Source organism: Streptomyces sp. CB01635, from assembly GCF_002803065.1.
Lineage (GTDB): Bacteria > Actinomycetota > Actinomycetes > Streptomycetales > Streptomycetaceae > Streptomyces.
In genome coordinates, this window is sequence record NZ_NNBL01000008.1 from 1 (window position 1) to 19,387 (window position 19,387).

Annotated in this window: 19 protein-coding genes and 1 pseudogene; 15 read left to right on the forward strand and 5 right to left on the reverse strand. The window is 67.4% G+C overall.

Features of this window, described 5'->3' with window-relative positions:
• Nucleotides 1-186: 186 nt before the first annotated feature.
• The 4 genes from CG723_RS21950 to CG723_RS21965 form a co-directional block, all read right to left on the reverse strand.
• Entirely contained in the window at nucleotides 187-399 is a 213-nt protein-coding gene (locus CG723_RS21950; RefSeq protein ID WP_159032504.1) for a hypothetical protein, read from the reverse strand.
• Between the two features lie 1,079 nt (nucleotides 400-1,478).
• Nucleotides 1,479-1,898 (reverse strand): NUDIX domain-containing protein, encoded by a 420-nt coding sequence (locus CG723_RS21955; RefSeq protein ID WP_234374440.1) that lies wholly within the window; start codon nucleotides 1,896-1,898, stop codon nucleotides 1,479-1,481.
• 46 nt (nucleotides 1,899-1,944) lie between these two features.
• Nucleotides 1,945-2,610, reverse strand: coding sequence for a YdcF family protein (locus tag CG723_RS21960; RefSeq protein WP_100595194.1), 666 nt, complete (start codon nucleotides 2,608-2,610; stop codon nucleotides 1,945-1,947).
• On the reverse strand, nucleotides 2,607-3,401 hold the full coding sequence (locus tag CG723_RS21965; protein ID WP_100595195.1) for a GntR family transcriptional regulator: 795 nt from the start codon (nucleotides 3,399-3,401) through the stop codon (nucleotides 2,607-2,609). The genes CG723_RS21960 and CG723_RS21965 overlap by 4 nt, the downstream gene beginning before the upstream one ends.
• A gap of 160 nt (nucleotides 3,402-3,561) precedes the next feature.
• On the opposite strand from CG723_RS21965, the gene CG723_RS21970 reads away from it, so the two are divergent.
• The 15 genes and pseudogenes from CG723_RS21970 to CG723_RS22045 all read left to right on the forward strand — a co-directional run bounded on the left by CG723_RS21970 (nucleotide 3,562) and on the right by CG723_RS22045 (nucleotide 17,847).
• Complete coding sequence (locus CG723_RS21970; protein WP_100595196.1) at nucleotides 3,562-3,894, forward strand: SCO3933 family regulatory protein; 333 nt, start codon at nucleotides 3,562-3,564, stop codon at nucleotides 3,892-3,894.
• A 3-nt stretch (nucleotides 3,895-3,897) separates the two neighbouring features.
• Complete coding sequence (locus CG723_RS21975) at nucleotides 3,898-5,235, forward strand: FtsK/SpoIIIE domain-containing protein (protein ID WP_100595197.1); 1,338 nt, start codon at nucleotides 3,898-3,900, stop codon at nucleotides 5,233-5,235.
• A 138-nt stretch (nucleotides 5,236-5,373) separates the two neighbouring features.
• Nucleotides 5,374-6,051: a DUF2637 domain-containing protein gene (locus CG723_RS21980; protein WP_100595377.1), complete on the forward strand. Its 678-nt coding sequence runs from the start codon at nucleotides 5,374-5,376 to the stop codon at nucleotides 6,049-6,051.
• 19 nt (nucleotides 6,052-6,070) lie between these two features.
• The gene (locus CG723_RS21985; RefSeq protein ID WP_100595198.1) at nucleotides 6,071-6,259 is read left to right on the forward strand and encodes a mobile element transfer protein; all 189 of its coding nucleotides are present in this window, start codon (nucleotides 6,071-6,073) and stop codon (nucleotides 6,257-6,259) included.
• Between the two features lie 8 nt (nucleotides 6,260-6,267).
• The gene (locus CG723_RS21990; RefSeq protein WP_100595199.1) at nucleotides 6,268-6,423 is read left to right on the forward strand and encodes a hypothetical protein; all 156 of its coding nucleotides are present in this window, start codon (nucleotides 6,268-6,270) and stop codon (nucleotides 6,421-6,423) included.
• Between the two features lie 25 nt (nucleotides 6,424-6,448).
• Nucleotides 6,449-6,781, forward strand: coding sequence for a SpdD-like protein (locus CG723_RS21995; protein WP_100595200.1), 333 nt, complete (start codon nucleotides 6,449-6,451; stop codon nucleotides 6,779-6,781).
• A gap of 91 nt (nucleotides 6,782-6,872) precedes the next feature.
• Nucleotides 6,873-7,055 (forward strand): hypothetical protein, encoded by a 183-nt coding sequence (locus CG723_RS22000; protein WP_100595201.1) that lies wholly within the window; start codon nucleotides 6,873-6,875, stop codon nucleotides 7,053-7,055.
• A gap of 5 nt (nucleotides 7,056-7,060) precedes the next feature.
• Nucleotides 7,061-7,294, forward strand: coding sequence for a hypothetical protein (locus CG723_RS22005; RefSeq protein WP_159032505.1), 234 nt, complete (start codon nucleotides 7,061-7,063; stop codon nucleotides 7,292-7,294).
• The gene (gene repSA, locus CG723_RS22010) at nucleotides 7,291-8,685 is read left to right on the forward strand and encodes a replication initiator protein RepSA (protein WP_100595203.1); all 1,395 of its coding nucleotides are present in this window, start codon (nucleotides 7,291-7,293) and stop codon (nucleotides 8,683-8,685) included. Before CG723_RS22005 ends, repSA begins: the two co-directional genes overlap by 4 nt.
• Complete coding sequence (locus CG723_RS22015; protein ID WP_100595204.1) at nucleotides 8,682-8,888, forward strand: excisionase family DNA-binding protein; 207 nt, start codon at nucleotides 8,682-8,684, stop codon at nucleotides 8,886-8,888. Before repSA ends, CG723_RS22015 begins: the two co-directional genes overlap by 4 nt.
• Nucleotides 8,885-10,109 (forward strand): annotated as a pseudogene (locus CG723_RS22020) (site-specific integrase). The gene CG723_RS22015 and the pseudogene CG723_RS22020 overlap by 4 nt, the downstream one beginning before the upstream one ends.
• A gap of 397 nt (nucleotides 10,110-10,506) precedes the next feature.
• Nucleotides 10,507-12,504 (forward strand): SpoIIE family protein phosphatase, encoded by a 1,998-nt coding sequence (locus CG723_RS22025; RefSeq protein ID WP_100595205.1) that lies wholly within the window; start codon nucleotides 10,507-10,509, stop codon nucleotides 12,502-12,504.
• Between the two features lie 1,347 nt (nucleotides 12,505-13,851).
• Nucleotides 13,852-14,820, forward strand: coding sequence for a 3-hydroxyacyl-CoA dehydrogenase NAD-binding domain-containing protein (locus CG723_RS22035; protein WP_100595207.1), 969 nt, complete (start codon nucleotides 13,852-13,854; stop codon nucleotides 14,818-14,820).
• A gap of 51 nt (nucleotides 14,821-14,871) precedes the next feature.
• A complete protein-coding gene (locus CG723_RS22040) occupies nucleotides 14,872-15,774 on the forward strand; it encodes a 3-hydroxyacyl-CoA dehydrogenase (RefSeq protein WP_100595208.1) in 903 nt (300 codons plus the stop codon).
• 570 nt (nucleotides 15,775-16,344) lie between these two features.
• Nucleotides 16,345-17,847 (forward strand): long-chain-fatty-acid--CoA ligase, encoded by a 1,503-nt coding sequence (locus tag CG723_RS22045; protein WP_100595378.1) that lies wholly within the window; start codon nucleotides 16,345-16,347, stop codon nucleotides 17,845-17,847.
• A gap of 34 nt (nucleotides 17,848-17,881) precedes the next feature.
• Here CG723_RS22045 and CG723_RS22050 read toward each other — a convergent pair whose 3' ends face one another.
• Nucleotides 17,882-19,147, reverse strand: coding sequence for a PucR family transcriptional regulator (locus CG723_RS22050; protein WP_100595209.1), 1,266 nt, complete (start codon nucleotides 19,145-19,147; stop codon nucleotides 17,882-17,884).
• Nucleotides 19,148-19,387 lie beyond the last annotated feature (240 nt).

Genomic DNA, 19,387 nt, shown 5'->3' on the forward strand with positions numbered 1-19,387 from the left:
ACCTTCTGATCCGTAGCTCTAGCCAGTTCGGTCAGCGACGGTCATTCCGGACGCTTCGAGGCGCTGGAGGGGTGGCAGCGGACAGGGGCGGTCGATGGGGTTGCGGTACTGCGCTGCTGTACAGCCCGTTTCGCCGGCCGATGAACAAGATCAATCACCAGCGGTTAAAGCACGCCCTAGCCAGTCCTAGCCGCGCGGGGTGGGAACCTGCTGCCAGCCGTCGACCGACCTGGTGACGAACAACACACGGTAGACCTCGCGGGTCCATACCGTGGCCCCTTCCCCGTGCTCGGGGAGCTCCTCGATCGCTTCTTGTTCCGAGTCGTAGCTGTACTTCCGGCCCTTCGAGTCCCGGATCATCCACTCTCTGCCGGGCAGTCCTGCGAGTCCCATAGCCATGACGATCTTCCCTCCCCTTGGTGTGGGCGAGATCGTAGCCGCTGTGGTCTCGGTAGGCCGACGATGGGCTTTGTGCCGTGGCCTCATCCTTATCAGGTCGATCACGGGGTGTCGGGGACATCGATCAACGCCCCGCGAGCCTTGGCGGATCGTCCACTGGAGTTCGGCGCCGACCGCCGCTGTACGCGTTTGTTGGTGTCAGGCACTGATGTCAGTCGCAGCACGCGGTCTTGACAAGCGCTTCCTCCTCCGGTTTGCCGGGTGACGCGCTCTAGCCGCGGATCGTAGGCAGCAATACGCTGCGCCCATGAACCTGGGGGATATGGGGCGTGGGATCTTCGCTGTTGGACATGGCGGCTTGGCGCCTCTCAAGCGTCACACAAGCGCGGGTTGGTCGTCCGGAATCTGGGGACTGGTCGCGGTCCTGGTCATCCTGACGCTTGTTGCGGTCTTGGTGTTCTCTGTACGACGGGGCTCCTCGTCGGATGACGAAGACTGACGCTTAGCAGAGCGCGAACAGCGAGATCGGTGTACGAGCAGCACGTGGTCGGCGTAGCGGCTTTGGGCTGGCCCGTGGTCCCGCCCCTCGGCCTGCACCTTCACCACCATCCTCATCCACCACTCTCCCCAGCTCCCATCCCGTCCGCCGTCGACCCACACACCGTGGAGCGGGCGTGGTTCAGGGCGTCAAGGTGGAGCGCGCCACTGTACGAACGACCTTGACGCCCTGGGCCGCGACTGCTCGGCTCTGCCTGGGGCGATGGCGGACGGGATGGGAGCTCACCACGCTCACCACGATGCGCCGGCACTCGCATCGGGCCCCCGCCATCCCAGAGTCTGAGCGCCCCCGCCGGAGGCATCATCTTTGACTGGTGGCCGCGTGCTCGCCGGGTGCTCGACTCATGACCTCCGGGCCTATCCACAGTGGGCGGGCGTCGGCGCAGCCGGGGCAGCGCGGGCCGAAGGCAGGAGCGCAGCCCCGAGCGGAGCCGGAAAGCCCGCCCGGCGGAGCGGAGCGCAGCCGGGTGCTTGATGAGGTAGAGAAACTTGTAACAGCTCTCAGGCCCAGGGCAGTTGGACTAGTAGCAGTCCGGGACGGTGAGGTTGCGTCCGTCATGGGTTCGGATGTGGGGCGCCAGATCGTCAGTGAGGGCATCTGCGATGCGGACGCTGTAGGCCTCGCTCATCCTCGTCATGACTTCGTCCAGAGCAAGCCAGGTCACCGCGGTCGACTCGTCCGAGAGCCGCTCGTGACCGCCTGCGGGGCTGCATCGGAAGACCAGGGCAACAACGCCCAACGTCATGTTCTTGTAGACCCCGGTGAGCCGCTCGACGTGCACCTTGATCCCAGTCTCTTCGTAGACCTCGCGGCGCACCCCCTCCTCGATGGCCTCATCCCGCTCCAACACCCCGCCCGGTGGTTCCCACCGGCCGTTGTCGGCACGGCGGATCACTAGTACGCGCCCGTCCTCTCGCACAGCAACACCTGCGACTGACACCGAGTGTTGCTGCGCGGGCTCCCTATTGGCGGACACGGAAGATCTCTCAGGCGGAGGACTTGCCAGAGGCGAGGAGACGGCTGGAGAAGCCCTCATGGCAGAGCCGCTCGTATGCCTGAAGTACGTCGTTGGGTACAGGCTGGCTGATCACGAACCCTTGTTCCGGGTAGATCAGCAAGCGCTGAAGCGCACCGACAAGCATGTCGATGACGAGGCGGGCGTCTCCGATGGAATCGACGTACTCGTCGAGCGTCATCGGGGTGGAAGCGCTGACGATCTCGACCTCGGGCCAGAGCTTCCTGGCAGTCGCGTACGCGCGCCGCTCCTCGTACGGCTTGCTGATCAGGAGCACGGACGACACGTCCACGCCGGCTTCCTTGAGCACAGCCTTGGAGAAGCGGATGTTCTCACCGGTGTTGCGGGCGTTGGGTTCTACGAGGATTGCCGAGCTGGGGACACCGAGTTCTAGTGCCCGCTCGCGATAGTGGACCGCTTCACCCTGCGGCATGCGATCCCTCGTCGTGGGGCTTGTGGCCCCCGTGAACACAAGCAGTGGAGCCATACCGCGCTTGTACAGATCTACTGCCGCATCGGCCACACCCAAGTCGTGACTGCCCAAGCCGACCGCGACCGAGCAGGGTCGCAGGGTGTGGCCCATCTGGTGGTAGCCCCACAGGCGCCGAGCGTCGGTCCAAGCCTGTGTCGAGATCATTCCTGCCCCTTCTCGCCCTTCGCCGAGTCCGGGACCGTGAAGTCGTACTCCCAGGCGAAGCGCGAAGCCGCGTGTACACCAATGGCGAACTCGACCACTGTGCCAGAAGCCGTGTAGGTCGTTCGATGGAGCTCAACGACGGGTTCGCCCGCTGGGAGCTGCAACAGCTTCGCCTCGTCCGCCGTCGCAGCGCGGGCGAAAATCGACTCCTTCATGTGGTCGATCTCGTACCCCGCGTCGTACAGGACTCGGAAGCCGCCCCCGCGGCCGGCCGGTCCTGGGGTGGGGTCCACGATGCGCGTGCCCTCGACGTGCTCGGGCCTGTAGTAGCTGGTCAAGGTGTGGGTCGGCTGGTCGCCTTCCTTCACGAGCCGCGCTCGCGCATACACCTGCGCACCCTCAGGCAAGCCGTGTGCGTCTGCCACTGCGGGCGGCGCCTCAACCAGGCTGACTGTCTGGGTCTGCTCATTGCGCTGATAGCTGCGCCCGGAGGCGACTCGGTCTGCGATAAACGCGACCTCGTCGCCATCGCGCCACTTGGCCTTGTCGTATCGGGCGATACCAAGTCGCTTGAGCGGGACCTGTCGCCGCACGACCGTGCCATGACCCCGTGACGAGGTGACCAGTCCTTCGGCCTCAAGTGCCTTGTAGGCCTGGTGGACAGTGGACTTGGAGCCGTTGCCCTCCGCGACCTGTTCCCTGATCTGCGGAAGTTGCTGGCCAGGGGCGTACTCACCCCTCCTGATCTCATCAGCCAGCTTGTCTGCCAGCTCTCGCCACTTAGGCGTCATGACAACTCCTCTCGATACGAACCAGTCAAGCACAGTCCCAGGACTGTTGACAGTCCCAGGACTGCATGCCAAAGTCTCACCCAGTCGCTCGCAGTCCTAGGACAGCGGGTGTTGGTGGCCTTCTTTGGGCTGCCCCAAGACTCGACTCAGGGAGTACTTCATGCCGTCCTTCAAGATCGACCTTCAGACCGCCATCGTGTTCGTGGCGACCGCGCCGGAACCGAAGCTGATCAACAAGAAGACGGGCGAGCGGGCCATGGACCGGGACAACCCGAACGTGGCCCTGTCCACGGTCGGTCTCCTGGTCTCGGACGAGGGGGAGGGAAACCTCTACCAGGTGACCGTCCCGGAGACCGGGCTTCCCGAGGGCCTCGCGCCGGGCATGCCGGTGAAGGTGACCGGCCTCAAGGCCCGTGACTGGGAGAACGAGTTCAACGGCCAGAAGCGGCACGGCATCTCGTTCCGCGCGATCGCGCTTACGTCGGGGGTCTGAGTCGTGGCTGACCTGGCCGTGTGGTTCGAGGCGTCGGGCGCCTTAGCGGGTGCCGGTGGCGTCACCTACGCCAAGTACAAGGCCCCGCGGGTGTACTGGGCGACGGTGGGTCTGCCGATGGCCTGGGGCCGGTTCGCTCTCTCGTACCGGAACACGATGGATGTGTGCGGGCTGACGGTGCAGCCGTCGGGACTGCGGGCGTTCATGTCGCGCCGGGTCGCTCGCAGCGAGGTGCGGCCGGTTGCGCCGAAGATCCGCCGGGTGCGGGGCACGTCGACCGGTCTTCGGGTCACGCTTCGGTTGCCCGCGGGACTGGAGCCTGCCGACCTGGCTGCGGCCTCCGAGCGGCTGCGGCACGCTTGGGGCGTCCACGCGGTCCACGTGATCGCCAAGAAGCCGGGCTATGTGGAACTGCGGATGACCGGCCATGACCTGCTGCGGCGGGTGCGGATGCCGAAGAAGGCGGCGCCGCGCGGGCTGGTGGTGCCGGTGGCGCTCCGGGATGACGGTTCGGCGTATGCGCGGGACTACCGCGAGATCCCGCACGCGCTGACCCTCGGGGCGAACCAGTCCGGCAAATCCATGTATCAGCGCAACCTGATCAAGGGCCTGGCTCAACTGCCCGTGGCCCTGGTGGGGATGGACTGCAAGCGCGGTGTCGAGCAGTCCCGCTACGCCCCGCGGCTGTCCGCCCTCGCAACCAACCCCGACGATGCCGCCTCGCTTGTCGAGGTGCTCGTGGCGGAGATGGAAGACCGCTTCGACCTGCTCGCCAAGCACGGCGTCTCCGACCTGTGGGAGCTGCCCGAGCACCTGCGTCCGGCGCCGGTCGTGGTCCTGGTCGACGAGATCGCGGAACTGTTCCTGATCTCCTCGAAGAAGGACGAGGAGCGTCGGGAGCGGATCGTCACCGGCCTGATCCGGCTGGCCCAGCTGTCCCGCGCGGTCGGCATCTACCTGGAGATCTGCGGGCAGCGCTTCGGCTCCGAGCTGGGCAAGGGCGCCACCATGCTCCGCGCTCAGCTCACCGGGCGCGTGGTGCACCGGGTCAACGACAAGCAGACCGCAGAAATGGGTCTGAACGACGTGGCCCCGGAGTCCGTCCCGGCCGCGTGCACGATCCCCGCCGACCGGCCCGGGCAGGCTGTTGCTGCCGATGCCTCCGGTGGCTGGGGCCGCATCCGCACCCCGCTCACCTCGGTCGACGAAACCGTGGCCGTCTGCCGCGAGTTCGCCCACCTGATCCCGGACCTTCCGGCCCTGGAGCCCTTCCGGCCGGCCGTTTCGGTCCCGGCGTCGACGATCCCGGCCATGCCGAAGACGGCACCCGCGATCCCCTGACGCTCCCCGCTCTCCGGTCGGCGTGACCGCCTCACGCCAGGTCCCTACCCCACCCATGCCTGAATCCGCCGGAGCCCGGGCGGCCGGAGATCACTCCCCGCCCCGCTCGGGCCCAACCCCCTGATGGAGGTGATGACGGTGAACCGCTCGATCCGCCTGGACGCCGTACTCGTCCAAGCCGTGATCGCCGGAGCCCTGTCCTTCTCCCACCTGCACGACCTGGCCGAGGCCGCCGGACAGACCGGCTGGAAGGCCTGGGCCTACCCCATCAGCGTCGACCTGCTCCTCGTCGCGGCCTGGCGGCGGCTGCGGACAGCTCGCGGTGACCGGGCCGCCTGGGCCTGGTTCGCGATCGCCCTGATCGCCTCGCTCGGCGCCAACATCGCCACCGCCGGTCTCCTCGATCTCGCCAATGCTCCGGCCTGGCTGCGCATCGTCGTCGCCGGTTGGCCCGCGCTCGCCTTCCTCGGCGGCACGCTCCTCGTCCATACCCCCGCCGAGGCCACTCCAGCGCCGGAGACAGAGACGACCGCGGACCCGCCTGCGGTCGACCTCCACCGCACCGACGCGCCGGAACTCGACTCGGCCCCGGAACAGCCCGAACCGGCTGCGGAACTCCCGGCAGTCGAACCGGCACCGGAGCCCAAGCCGGTCCCGGCGAGCATTCCGCCGGCACTCCTGGACCACGCCCGAAAGCTCGCCGACCACCACCGCGCGACCACCGGCACACCGCTCCCGATCGACAACCTGCGCGCCCAACTCGGGCTTCCCGCAACGGTCGTCGACTCGATCGCCGCCCACCTCCAACTCGCCTGAGCCGAAAGGAAGACCCGTCATGACCGCCTACCGGCGCTTCCGCAACGTCCGTCAGTTCGGCCCCGTCCAGGTCGCCACCTTCTTCGACGGCCGCGGCCGCGAACGCCACACGGCCGCCTGCACCGCGCCCCGCTGCGACTTCTCCGCGGAGTACGACAACCGCTCCGCCGCCGAACTCGCCGCCCGCACCCACCGCTGCGCCGCCTAGGAGACCTCATGGACGTCCCGCTCTGGCTCGCCCTGATCGTCGTCGGCTACCTCGGCATCAAGCTCGTCCGCCCGCCCTGGTGGCTCGTGATCCTGCTCCTGCTCGGCGGCTACCTCATCGCCGGAAGCTTCCTCGCCCCCGCCGTCGGCTCCCTCATCAACTGACCCTCCCCGGAAAGGAGTACCGCCCGTGTTCACGCCCAAGATCCCGGTCAACGACCAGCCCACCGGCCAGATCATCCCGCTCAACACCACCCCGGCCGCCGTGGACGGCCACCTGCACGCCCCCACCGACTGCTACTGCCACAACCAGAACCACGCCCCGGCCGCGTCCGCCAGGCCCACCGTTCAGTTGACCCCCGGCGCCCTCGCGCTCCTGGTCGGCGGCGGCACCGCGGCCGTGCTCGTGGTCGGCGCGGTGCTGGTTTCCATGCTCCTCGCGGTCGCCATCACCGCGGGCTCGCTCGCCATCGTCGCGCTCGTCGTCCGCTCGCTCATGAACGGCGACGCCAAGCGCCGCTGACCGGCCCCGGAGCGGTCTCAACCGCCAAGTCTTGCCCGCTCCGGAGCCGTGCCTCCTGCCCGAACCAAAAGATCCGGAAGGAAGTTCCATCATGGCCCAGCCCACCTCCCGCGCCCGCGTCTGCCGCGACTGCGACGGCTTCCCCGTCGTCGCGATCACCACCGGCCTCCGCAACCGCGACGGCTCCCGCCAGACCCTCACCGCCACCTGCCACACCTGCAAGGGCCGCGGCGTCCCCGCTCCGGCCGCCGTCCACGTTCGCGCTGGGCGGTGACCTTCATGGACTCCATCACTGTCGGCGGGCACCTCAACCCGGACACGGAGACCGTGGTCCGCACCTTCCCCGGGGACGACCCCTTCGTCAGCCTCCGGGTCGGCCTCGGCAAGGTCGACGTCGCCTTCATGGCCGCGACGGGCACCTCTGACGTCTTGCGGGACATCGCAACGGCCACGAACAAAGCCGCAGCCCTACTGGATGAGCTGACCGCCTCCAGCGCGGACGGTGCCGCGTGAGTGACGCCGCCACCATGGCGGGCCTGGACCCGGCCACCCTCGCCGACGTGCTGAGGGTGGCCGGATCCCCGGGCTTCGACCGCATCCAAGACCAGATCAAGCGCACCGGTGGCTGCACCGACCCCATCCACCTCCAGGGCAGCACCGTCACCCGCGACCGCACCACCGGACAGGTCCTCTACGCCTACTCCACCGACACCGAGCCCGGCGGCAGACTCCGGGTCGCCTGCGGCAACCGCCGGGCCTCCCGATGCCCCTCCTGCGCCTGGACTTACGCGGGCGACACCTACCACCTGATCCGCGCCGGACTCGTCGGCGACCCGAACAAGGGCACCCCGCCCACCGTCCGCGAACACCCCCGCGTCTTCGCCACCCTCACCGCCCCCAGCTTCGGCCCGGTCCACAACCGGCCCGGCACCCGGCCCTGCCGCTGCGGGGCCCGACACCCGGAAGACGCTGCCGAGTTGGGCACTCCGCTCGACCCGGACACGTACGACTACGCGGGCTCGGTGCTGTGGAACAACCACGCCTCCGAGCTGTGGCGCTACTTCACGATCTACCTGCGCCGCGAGATCGCCGCCCGTGTCGGCCTCACCCAGAAGGCAGCGAAGGAACAGTCCCGGCTCTCCTTCGGCAAGGTCGCCGAGTACCAAAAGCGCGGTGCGATCCACTTCCACGCCGTGATCCGCTTCGATGGCCCCGAAGGCCCGGACACCCCGCCCCCGCACTGGGCCACGCTCGCGTTACTGACCGACGCGATCCACGCTGCAGCTGCCCGCGTCCGCGTCGGCCTCTCAGCCTCCGGAGACCACCGGGCCCGGGTCCTGTGCTGGGGGGATCGCCTCGATGTCCAACCCATCAAGGCCTTCGGCGAAGGTGCCGAGATCACCGAACAGGCCGTGGCCTCCTACGTCGCCAAGTACGCGACCAAGGCCGCCGAGACCACCGGCACCGTGGATCGCCGGATCGGCAACAAGGAAGCCCTCGTCCTCCTCGACGTGCCCGATCATCCCCGGCGCCTCATCGAAGCCTGCCTGGACCTGCATGCCGCCTACCCGGATCGCAAGCTCCGCGACTGGGCTCACATGCTCGGCTTCCGCGGCCACTTCTCCACCAAGTCCCGCCGCTACTCCACGACCCTCGGCGCGCTGCGCCAGGTCCGCGCTGACTACCGCGCCGCCCAGCACCGCGCTGCCCTGGGCCTGCCCGACCCCGACGAGATCCCGGAAGAGACCACGCTCACCCTCGCCCACTGGTCCTACGCCGGCCACGGCCACACCCCCGGAGAATCCTGGCTCGCCGCCAACATCCGACGCGACATCACGCAGAACCGCGAACTCGCCCGCGAAGCCCTGCAAGACGAACGCTCCTCGGAAGGAGCCGACGCATGACCACAGCATTGATCCAACGGAAGTGGCACACCACTGCGGAGGTCGCTGAGATGCTCGGCTACGGCCTCTCCAAGACCAAGATGCTGGTGCTCACTGGCGAGATCCGTTCCATCAAGGACGGCCGCAACCGGCGCATCCTCCCCCGCTACGTGGACGAGTACATCGAGCGTCTCGCCCTCCAGGCCGAGGGAGATGTGGCATGAGCGGCAAGCGCGGCAACGGTGAGGGCTCCATCTACCCGTACAAGAACGGCTTTGCGGCATACGTCTGGGTGACCAAGCCGGACGGCTCGCGGGCCAGGAAGTACGCGTACGGCAAGACTCGCGATGAGGTCCACGAGAAGTGGCTCAACCTGCATGCGGAGGCGAAGAAGGGGCCTGTCGCCACGAGGCACCGCACGGTGTCCGTCTTCCTCGCGTACTGGCTCGACTCGATCGTGAAGCCGAACCTCGCCCCGCTGTCGTACGTCTCGTACGAGGGCTGCGTGCGCCTCTACATCGCTCCCTATCTCGGTGCGAAGCGGCTGGACCGGCTGACCGTTCGCGACGTGCGGGAGTGGCTGACCAAGCTGGCGACCGTCTGCCAGTGCTGCGCCCAGGGCAAGGATTCGAAGCGTGCACCGGCCCGCCGGAAGTGCTGCGCGGTCGGGCACTGCTGAGGCGTACCCGTCGCGCCGGGTCATCCAGGCTTCCCGTGATGCCCTGCGGGCTGCTCTGACCCATGCGGTCTCCGAGGAGGAGATCAGCAAGAACGTGGCCTCCCTGGTGAAGGTGCCCAAGCCGCGGCGCCGCCGGATCAAGCCGTGGTCCGTCGCGGAAGCCGGTGAGTTCCTTGCCGACGCTGCGGCACGGGATGACCACCTGTTCGCCGCGTGGATGCTGGTTCTCTGCCTGGGGCTCCGTCGGGGTGAGGTCCTGGGCCTGACATGGAAGTCCGTCGACTTCGAGAACGGCGAGCTGTACGTGGACCATCAGATCCAGCGCGCCGGCCGCCAGATCCTGCACCGCGAGACCAAGACCGAGGACTCGGACGACTTCCTGCCCCTGCCCGCGCTCTGCCTGAAGGCGCTGCGGATGCGTCGTGCTCAGCAGTCCGGCGACCGCAAGGCCATCGGTGATGTTTGGCAAGACGATCGCGGCCTCGTCTTCACGACGAAGTACGGGACGCCGATCGAGCCGGGGAACCTCACCCGGATGTTCGCCCTGCGAGCTCGGCGCGCGGGCCTCCGTGTGATCCCGCTGCGGAACACCCGGCACACGTGCAGCTCGCTCCTGGTCGCTCTGAAGGTGCACCCGAAGGTGGCGCAGCGCATCCTGCGGCACTCGCAGATCGCCATGACGATGGAGGTCTACGCGGAGGCAAGCGAGGAAGAGGTGCGCTCGGCGCTCGACCAGCTGTCCGGCGCGATGGACGCTACCGGCTGACACGGTTGCTGTACTTCGCTGCTGTACGGCCCAACGCAAGAGGCCCCCGGATTATCTCCGGGGGCCTCTCACCTGTGTGCACTCGGCAGGATTCGAACCTGCAACCTTCTGATCCGTAGCTCTATGTGGATCGGCCAACGGCAGTCATAGCGGTCGCGTCGAAGTCTCCAAGGGACTACAGGCCACGGGCCATTGCTGGGGTTGCTCTACTCCGCTGCTGGACCGCAACGGAGCTCGGTCACCCCCTCTTCACGGGCGGCCGTCTACCGTTTCCAGCGGGTTCCCTGCCGTCGTCACTCAGTGCAGCCGGTCAACCGCACCCTTTGCCCAAGACATCGCGGCAAAATGCGCGAAGATTGCTGAAGAGGCTGTTTTGGTATGTGCCAGGGAGCCACAGATGGATGTCTCGGACGAATTCCTTCGAGGGGCTGACCCGGCGGCTCTTCTGACGCCTGACGGTGCCATCCGCGGCCTCAACGCTGCGATGGCCACAGCGCTCGGCAGGCCGGCGGAGCAGTGCCTGGGACTTGACTTCGCTGAGCAGTGCCTGGGAGGTGACTTTGGTGATCTGTTGCCCGCAAGCCAGCGGATGTCGGCCGAGAGCCTCGTGGTCCAAGCCGCCAGGTCGAATGCGGTCGCGATGCGGGTGTTGGAGTTCCCCGGGCCAGGCGGAGCACCCGTTGTCTGCTTGGTCGAGGCGCGGCAAGTGAAGGATCCCGCAGGGGCCGAGCAGTTGGTCTGGGTGCACGCCCTGGATGCGCGGAACGACCTGGCAAGCCTGCTGATCCCGTTCCGGCTGGCCACCGAGGCTGCCGACCTCGGCCTGTGGATGTATTCACCCCATGAGCACCAGCTGGAGTGGCTCGGTGGCGCACCCTCCCTGGCCGCGCTCTTTCCGGATCCCGCTGTGTCGCTTTCCATAGTGATATCGGCAGTGCACCCTGACAACCGGGAGGACCTGCGGCAGCTCCTGCGCTCGGCCTCCACCCAGCAGTCCACCTGGGTGAAGGTGCGATACCTCCCCCAGCACGACGCCTGGCACCAGCTGGCCGCCCAGACCCGTCGGATCCAGTTGGGCTATGGCGGCCCCGAGCGGATCTTCGGGGTGGTCCGCGACGACACCAAGCAGGAGAAACGCAAGGAGAAGGCGCGGGCCGCACTGACTGCCGAGCGACAGCGCGCCAGAGACATCGCCGACTTCTCCTCCGCCTTGATCACCGCAGCCACGGAGCAGGAGCTGCAGCAGATCGCCCTGACCCGGCTCGCCGCAACCTTCGACGCCAGCGGCGCCTTGCTCGCACTCGTCGACGAAGGCCGCCTGCGCGTCTCCACCGATGCCGGGATAGCCATGCGAGAGGTCGACGTCCTGCACGGCCTGCCGCTGGACCATCCAAGCGCCTTGCCCGAGGCGATCCGCACCGGCAAACCGCAGCTCATCCTCGACCGGGAGGATTACATCCGCCGCTGGCCACACGGGGCCGAATTCCCGCGGCTCGGCCGACTCGGCTCCGACTACGCCACCTCGATCACTCCCCTCAGCGAAGCAGGCAACCAGCCGCTCGGCGCGTGGCTGGTGACCTACCGCAGCGGATACCGGCCGTCCCTGGATCAGCGGACCCTCATGGGAACTCTGGCCGACCTGGCAGGCCAGGCACTGAGGCGCATCAGGTTGCAGCAAGCACGAGTCGAGCTGGCAACGGCGCTGCAGAAGACCATGCTCCCCACACTTCCCGAGCACCTCGCAGGCCTGGAGGTCGCCGCCCGCTACCGACCGAGCCGCGACGGGCTGGACATCGGCGGAGACTGGTACGACGCCTTCGTGATGCCCGACGGCACGGTCGCAATGGAGATCGGCGACGCCCAAGGGCACGACGTGGACGCCGCCGCAGTTATGGGGCAGGTACGTGCCTCCATGCGCGCGATCGCCGCCCACGAACCGGATCCCGCAACTGTGCTGACGCGCACCAACGAGTTGCTCGTCACGATGGGCGCGGCACGATTCGCCAGCTGCACCATGCTGCATATCGACCCAGGCGACGGACGGGTCACCGGCGCAAGCGCCGGCCATGTGCCGTTGCTGTGCGCGCGCAAGGACGGCAGCCACAGCATCCACGAGATGGCGGGCGGGCCGGTCCTGGGAGTCGTGTCCGACACCGAGTACAGCGAGGAGACCTTCACCCTGGACGAGGACAGCGCGCTGGTGATGGTCACTGACGGAGTGGTCGAAGGACCGAGCCTCACGTTGGAAGCCGGACTGGAGCGAGCCGGAACACTGGCCGGCGCGGCCCTCCACGACGGACTGAACGCCGAGGAGACCGCCGATCGCGTCCTCGACGCCTCGGTCGCGGTAGACCACCTCGACGACGTGGCCGTGCTGGTCATCCGACGCGCATGACGGCGCCCACGTCCTCACACACCCTCTTTGCGGGCCCCCAAGGCAGCTTCCTCACCCGTCGGCACCGTCGGCGTTTGACTTCAAAACGCCCATACGGCACCCATTGGGACCAGAGCGCACCGGATGGCCACTGAAGAACCCGACGTCGGATCCGGCGAGCCCAAGCCAGCGGAGCTCGCCTTCTCGTCTCCCCGTTCCCCGACCCCGTAGGCCGGGATGCGGTCATCCAGTTCCCCGGCCGGATCAGTTCCCAGGTGTACTGGCGCACGACTGCGCCGGTACACAGCCGCTCGCAACAGTGCCGGAAAAAAGGTGCACGTCCCGGCCGATGCGGTCAGCGCATTCCTGCGCTCTTACTTGAAAGTTCGCCAACGGATCATGTCTGTGACGACCGGAACGCGAACGTGGGCGAAATCGGTCTGTCCGGCAAGACATAACGCAAGATCAGCCTTACCTCCCGCTTCGGGAAGACCGTCGTCACGGTGACCAACGCCAACGCACACATGCCATGCCCGTTCGGGCGAGAAGTCACTGGGTACCAGGTGGAACACCTTGCAGCGCACGCTGGCCAGTGCCAAGGCAGCCGGGGCCACTGTGCTTTGGGCCCCCACTCCCCCGCAGGCCGCAACAGCGCCATCGGCCGTTCCCCGCAGACTACGTCGCCGAGATCCATGACATCGTCTCGCGCTGCGCGCCAATCCGAGCCGGAACGTGGTTGCGTCACGCCGTGGACCTGATGGCCGTGCCGGGCAGGCCCTGCAAGCGTTCGCCGCATCCTGGCACCTGCCGACCAGTAACCATCCGCGGGTGGTGAAACCCCAGGACCGCCGGGACATCGGGGCGGCTCTCCAGCACCAGCCAACCCTCGCTGGCCGTCCGAGCCAGCGCGACCTTACGTCGCAACGTGATGGGGAAAGCGGCCCCCCGGTGGTGGTGGTCCCCGAGATGCCCCGGGTGGGCAAGCGCCGCACCCTGGAACGTAGTCACACGAGTCAGGACGGGCAGCCGATCGCGGAGTCCTCGTACGGGCACGCTCCCGGCCGCACAGGGGAAGCGGCCGTGGGCGACCCCGGCCGCAGGTACCGACCGCCGAGGGAAGGGGGCACCGCGGTGTCCGTGAACTCCGGCTCTTTCAGACCTAACCCCATTGACCGTCGCCGGCGCCGACGTCGTCCGGGAGCTGACAAGCGGTGATCGCCCACCCCAGGCCGCGCCACGGAAAGCGCGAGCAGCGCCCGAGCCAGCAACGCGGCCGCAGGCAGGAGACCGAGCCGTCCTGGCCTCTGACCACCTGGCCGTGATTCCCCTCGCCCACAGACACCCAACACCCAGGAGCAACGACAAGCCATGAACGAGTACAAACCCGTCCATCGCGTAGCGATCGTCGGCACCGGCACCATCGGTGCGAGCTGGGCGACTCACTATCTCGCTCGGGGCTTTGACGTGACAGCAACCGACCCTGCCCCCGCCGCGGAGGAGGCCCTCAGGTCGTACGTGGCCGCAGCTTGGGATGCAGCAGCCACGCTCGGGGCCGAACCCGGAGCCTCACCCGATCGCCTGAGGTTCACCGCCGACATGCGACAGGCCGTTGCGGACGCCGATTTCGTGCAGGAGAACGCGCCGGAGCGCCCGGAGCTGAAGGTCAAGCTGTTCACCGACATCGACGACGCCACGCCGCCGGACTCGATCATCGCGTCGAGCTCGTCGGGCATCACGATGAGTGTCATCCAAGCCGAGTGTCGGCATCCGGAGCGCACCCTCATCGGGCACCCCTTCAACCCGCCGCACATTATGCCTCTGGTCGAAGTCGTCGGCGGAACGAAGACCGCCCCGGAGACGATCCGGGACGCAATGTCCTTCTATGCCGCGATCGGCAAGAAGCCGATCCATCTCAAGAAGGAACTCCCTGGGCACGTCGCCAACCGTATCCAGGCCGCGCTGTACCGCGAGGTGGTCCACATGATCGAGCAGGGAGTACTCGACGTCGCGGACTCCGACGACGCGGTGTCCTGGGGGCCGGGACTCAGGTGGGGTGTCATGGGACCCAATCTGCTGTGGCATCTCGGCGGAGGCGAGGGCGGCATCCGACATTTCATGGACACCCTCATGCCACGGATGACCGGGATGTGGCAGGAACTGGGCACCCCGGAGCTCACGCCCGAGCTGAAAGAGAAAATCGTCAACGGTGTCCTGGAAGAGGCGAACGGCCACTCGGTCGACGAACTGGCCTCCCAGCGTGACGCGATGCTGCTCAACCTGCTGGCCGTGCGCGCCGCATCCGGCCCGCACGGCGACGCAGCCAGCCGGTCGGCATGAGGCTGGCACCCGTTGCCCGGGGCGGTGGGATCTCACTCGAGAGGAGAGACCGTGACACAGCGGCAGGAAAGACTGTTCGTGCTCGAACTCAGCGGTGGCGGTCGCGTGTTCTCCGTGAATCCCGACGGCACCGACAAGAAGGTCATCGTCACCGGATGCAGGTATCCCGATGGTGTGGCCGTCGACGTCGAGGCGGGGCACCTCTACTGGACGAACATGGGGTCTCCGCCGGTGAACGACGGCTCGATCGAGCGCGTCGGCCTGGACGGAAGCAACCGGACGACGATCGTTCCCAGCGGCGGCACGCACACGCCGAAACAGCTGCATTTCGAGGCCGTCGGCCGAAAGCTGTACTGGGGCGATCGCGAAGGAATGCGCGTCATGCGCTGCGACCTCGACGGCTCGAACGTGGAGACACTCGTGCAAACAGGGCAGGGGGGCAACGACCGCCGCGACCCGACCAGATGGTGCGTGGGAGTCGCCGTCGACCCTGGCGGCGGGCACCTGTACTGGACGCAGAAGGGCCCGAGCGATGCGGGGCTGGGGAAGATCCTTCGGGCCGGAATCGACCTGCCCGCAGGCGAATCCGCAGCCGACCGGAGCGACATCGAGGTGTTGCTCCGGGGGCTGCCGGAGCCGATCGACCTACAACTCGACCTCGCAGAGCGCACGCTGTACTGGACCGACCGCGGGGATCCGCCGCGAGGCAACTCTGTGAATCGCACGCCGATGGATCCGCAGAACGGGCAGCGGGAGGCCGAGATCCTGTGGACCCACCTGATGGAAGGCATCGGCATCGCTCTCGATCTGGACGGCAGCCGTATGTTCGTGACCGACATGGCCGGGACCGTCTACGCGGCGGATCTCGACGGATCGAACCGTAGAGAGATCCTCATTGTGCAGGGCAACCTCACCGGGATCGCCCATGCCCTGATTCCCACCGAGGAGCCGTAGGCACGATTGCTGCCGCAAGGCGATCCGCCTAGTACGACTGAACCTGGAACATGTGAAGGTGCGTGCGGCGGCGGCAGTAGTGGCGCCGGGCTTCTTCGCTGCTCCCAGCCGCGGCCGGTATGCCCGAACCGGACCGGCCCTCGGGGTCCCCTCGACGGCAAACCGCACCCGACGTGCTGGTGAGACCTGCGGATAATGACCTGAGATGCGGCAGCCTGGTGGTGCGGCAGAATGGACAGCGGAGTCTGCGTGCATGCGGGTCGTGCACCGCAGCGGCTTCGGCCGGCGATCGCTCAAGACTCCGACAGCCCGGGCGTGCGGGGCGGTGCGAGGTGAAGCACATGCCGATTCGTTGGCCCGAACCCAATGCGTCAAGGGGACCACGTCCCGCTAACGGGACGCCAACGTCGCCATGGAGAAGGGCGCAGCGCGCAAGCCGCAACCAATGAGGTGATCTCGACGGCGATCACTTGCGGGTTCCGTTGGGCACGAGGGCGGCGTGGGCGATGTTGCCGCTCCAGCTGAGGCCGGCGGCCGACGAAGGCAAGCATGCTGAAGGGTGACTCTGCCATGAACCTCGCGTCGCATGTCGTACGAAGCGCCAGTGCCTACCCGCACCGCGCCGCGCTACGTCTGAGGGATGACATCCTCTCGTATCGCGCGCTTGACCAGGTCAGCGCGCGCATGGCGGGACTGCTCCGCGACCGAGGCGTCAAGCCAGGCGACCAAGTTGCCATCATGCTCCCCAACAGTCCGGAATTCGCCATCGCCTACTTCGGCGTGCTCCGGGCCGGAGGCATCGTCGTTCCGATGAACCCCCTGCTCAAGTCCCGGGAGGTCGCCTTTTACCTCCGCGACTCAGGTGCCCGGCTGCTGTTCGCCCGGCCCGCTTTCGCCGACGAGGTACGGACCGGCGCACAGCAGGTCGGGGCCGATGCGGTCGTCGTGGATCCCGGCGGATTCGACACGCTGCTCGCGTCCGCTCCACTCGCCGAGGACGTGATCGAGCGGCACGAGGACGACACCGCGGTCATCCTCTACACATCGGGGACGACCGGTCAGCCGAAGGGTGCCGAACTCACCCATGCCAACCTCACCCGCAACTGCGAGGTCGTGGCGGCAGAGTTGCTTCACCTCACCTCGGACGACGTGATCTTCGGTGGGCTCCCCCTGTTCCACGCGTTCGGGCAGAGCTGCACGCTCAACGCCGCCGTCACCGCCGGTGCATGTCTGACGCTGCTGCCGCGCTTCGACGCCGAGCAGGCGCTGCGGATGCTGGCCGAGCACGGGGTGACGGTCTTCGCCGGGGTACCGACGATCTTCAGCAGACTGTTGCAGCCGCTGGACCGGGACGCGTACGACGTCTCCGCGCTCCGGCTGGCCGTCTGTGGTGGCGCGGCCATTCCGGTCCAGGTGCTGCGGGACTTCGAGGCCGCGTTCGGCTGTGTCGTGCTCGAAGGCTACGGGCTGTCGGAGACCTCACCGGTCGCCTCGTTCAGCCGCCTGGACGCCCGGCGCAAGCCAGGCTCGATCGGCACCCCGATCCACGGCGTCCAGATGCGGGTGGTCGACAACAGCGGCAACGAGGTATCGCAGGGCGAAACCGGCGAGATCGCGATCCGCGGACACAATGTGATGAAGGGGTACTGGCAGCGTCCCGAGGCCACGGCCGCCGCGATCCGTAACGGCTGGTTCCACACCGGCGACCTCGGCCGGGTCGACGAAGACGGATACTTCTGGATCGTCGGCCGGGAGACGGACCTGATCATTCGTGGCGGGTACAACGTGTACCCGCGCGAGGTCGAAGACGTGCTGTACGAGCATCCTGCGGTGGCCGAAGCCGCAGTCATCGGCCTGCCCAATCCTGACCTCGGCGAGGAGGTCGGCGCCGCCGTCGTTCTCAAGCCAGGCGCCGCTGCCACAGCTCATGAACTGCGTGATTACGTCAAGCGGCAGGTCGCCGCGTACAAGTACCCGCGGAAGGTATGGATCGTGGACGCGCTGCCGAAAGGTTCCACTGGCAAGATCCTCAAGCGGGAGATCGTCCCGCCGAGCGAACCGGGCGATCGATGAGCTGACTCCCCGGGGGAGGTCGTGAGCATCATGCTCAGGAGGGGTTCGTTCGCAGGAATGATGAGCCGAGGTACTGAACGGCGAGCAGCGCCAGCTCCAGGTCGCGACGCCGTTCCTGCAGAGGCCGCCCCAGGGCTTCCTCGGCTTTGCGGATGCGGTACTGCACGGTGTTCTTGTGCAGAATCTGCTGGCTGGCGGTGGCGGTGTAGCTGCAGCCGGTGGCGAGGAAGATCTGCAAGGTCTCCCGGAGTCGTGCGCAGTGCTCATCGTCGAAGGCCAGGGCACCCAGCACGCTCCACGCCCAGGCGCGTGCGTCCTCAATGTTCGCGCACATCAGTGCGATCGGGGCGACCTGGGCGTAGGCGGTGACCCGGGCTCCGGGACCCGCGACCATGGCGAGTTCCTGCGCGCGCAAAGCCTGGCGATGGGTGCGGCGGAAGCCTTCGACGCCGGGTTCCACGTCCCCCACGGCTGCCCTCACGGTGGCGTCCCCGTCCTCGACCGCGCTCGCCAGCACGTCCCAGGAAAGGTCGCGGGGCGAGCCGAAGGGCAGCCAGGCCCATGCCAGGGTTTCCTCCCGGGCGGCGAACAGCGGCTCGGTACAGCAGTGGAGCTCCTCGGCAATCCGGCTTGTCAGCCGGTCGAGCCGGGCGAGGCCTTCACCACCAAGGGGCCGCTGAGGCAGCCAGAGGACCATCCCTACGTGATGATGCCGACGTATGCGATAGCCGAGGGCTGATTCCGCCGAGTCGGCGTCCACATGCTTCTCGGCGAGGATCTCTCGCACACGTACGGCGCGTACGGCTGTCTGGCCCAGCAGCCAACGATCCCGTTCCAGCTGGTAGACCTCAATGACTCGTTCGCTGACGCGGTCGATGTATCCGAAGCTCAACTCCAGCATGAGGCGCGCGGTAGCCGTGCAGACATCCTCATCGGGTCCTTGACGGCGGAGCTCGTCCAGGCACCACTGCAGGAATCGGCAGTGTCCGAGCCGGTAGGACCTGATGAGCGAGCTGATGGGAACATTGCGCTGAGCCAGCCGACGCGCATAATCCAAAGCAGCCGCGGGCCCCTCAACATTGTCCAGCGGCATGACGTTCTCGAAACCGTGCAGCAATGTGGCGATATTCTCCTCGACGCTCGCTTTAAGAGTGTTGAGGATTATCCCGTCGCCTCTCAGTTGCGGGATTTCGGCAATCACGAGTTCCCACACGTCGCGGCTGACCTCCGGCGTGTGTGCAGCGACGTTCGACGCCACGGCAGACAGGCACTCTTCTGCTGCAACGCTGCCCACAGCCATATCGTCACGCTATCGCGACGGTCCCGGCCGTGCCATCCAGCTCAACCGGGCAAGATCTTCAGCAGCCGGTCCCGGCGGGGAGGTCGCCAATGCGGGTCAGGCGACGGACAGTTACCTGCATTCCACGCCTCACGCCTCAACGCCTTTCTGTGCCGGGGCGGTCACCCCGGGTGTATCGGGTCGCGGGCACGAATTCCTTCGAAAAGTTCGTGCTCCGCGTCCGATGGTTTCTCTCCGGCC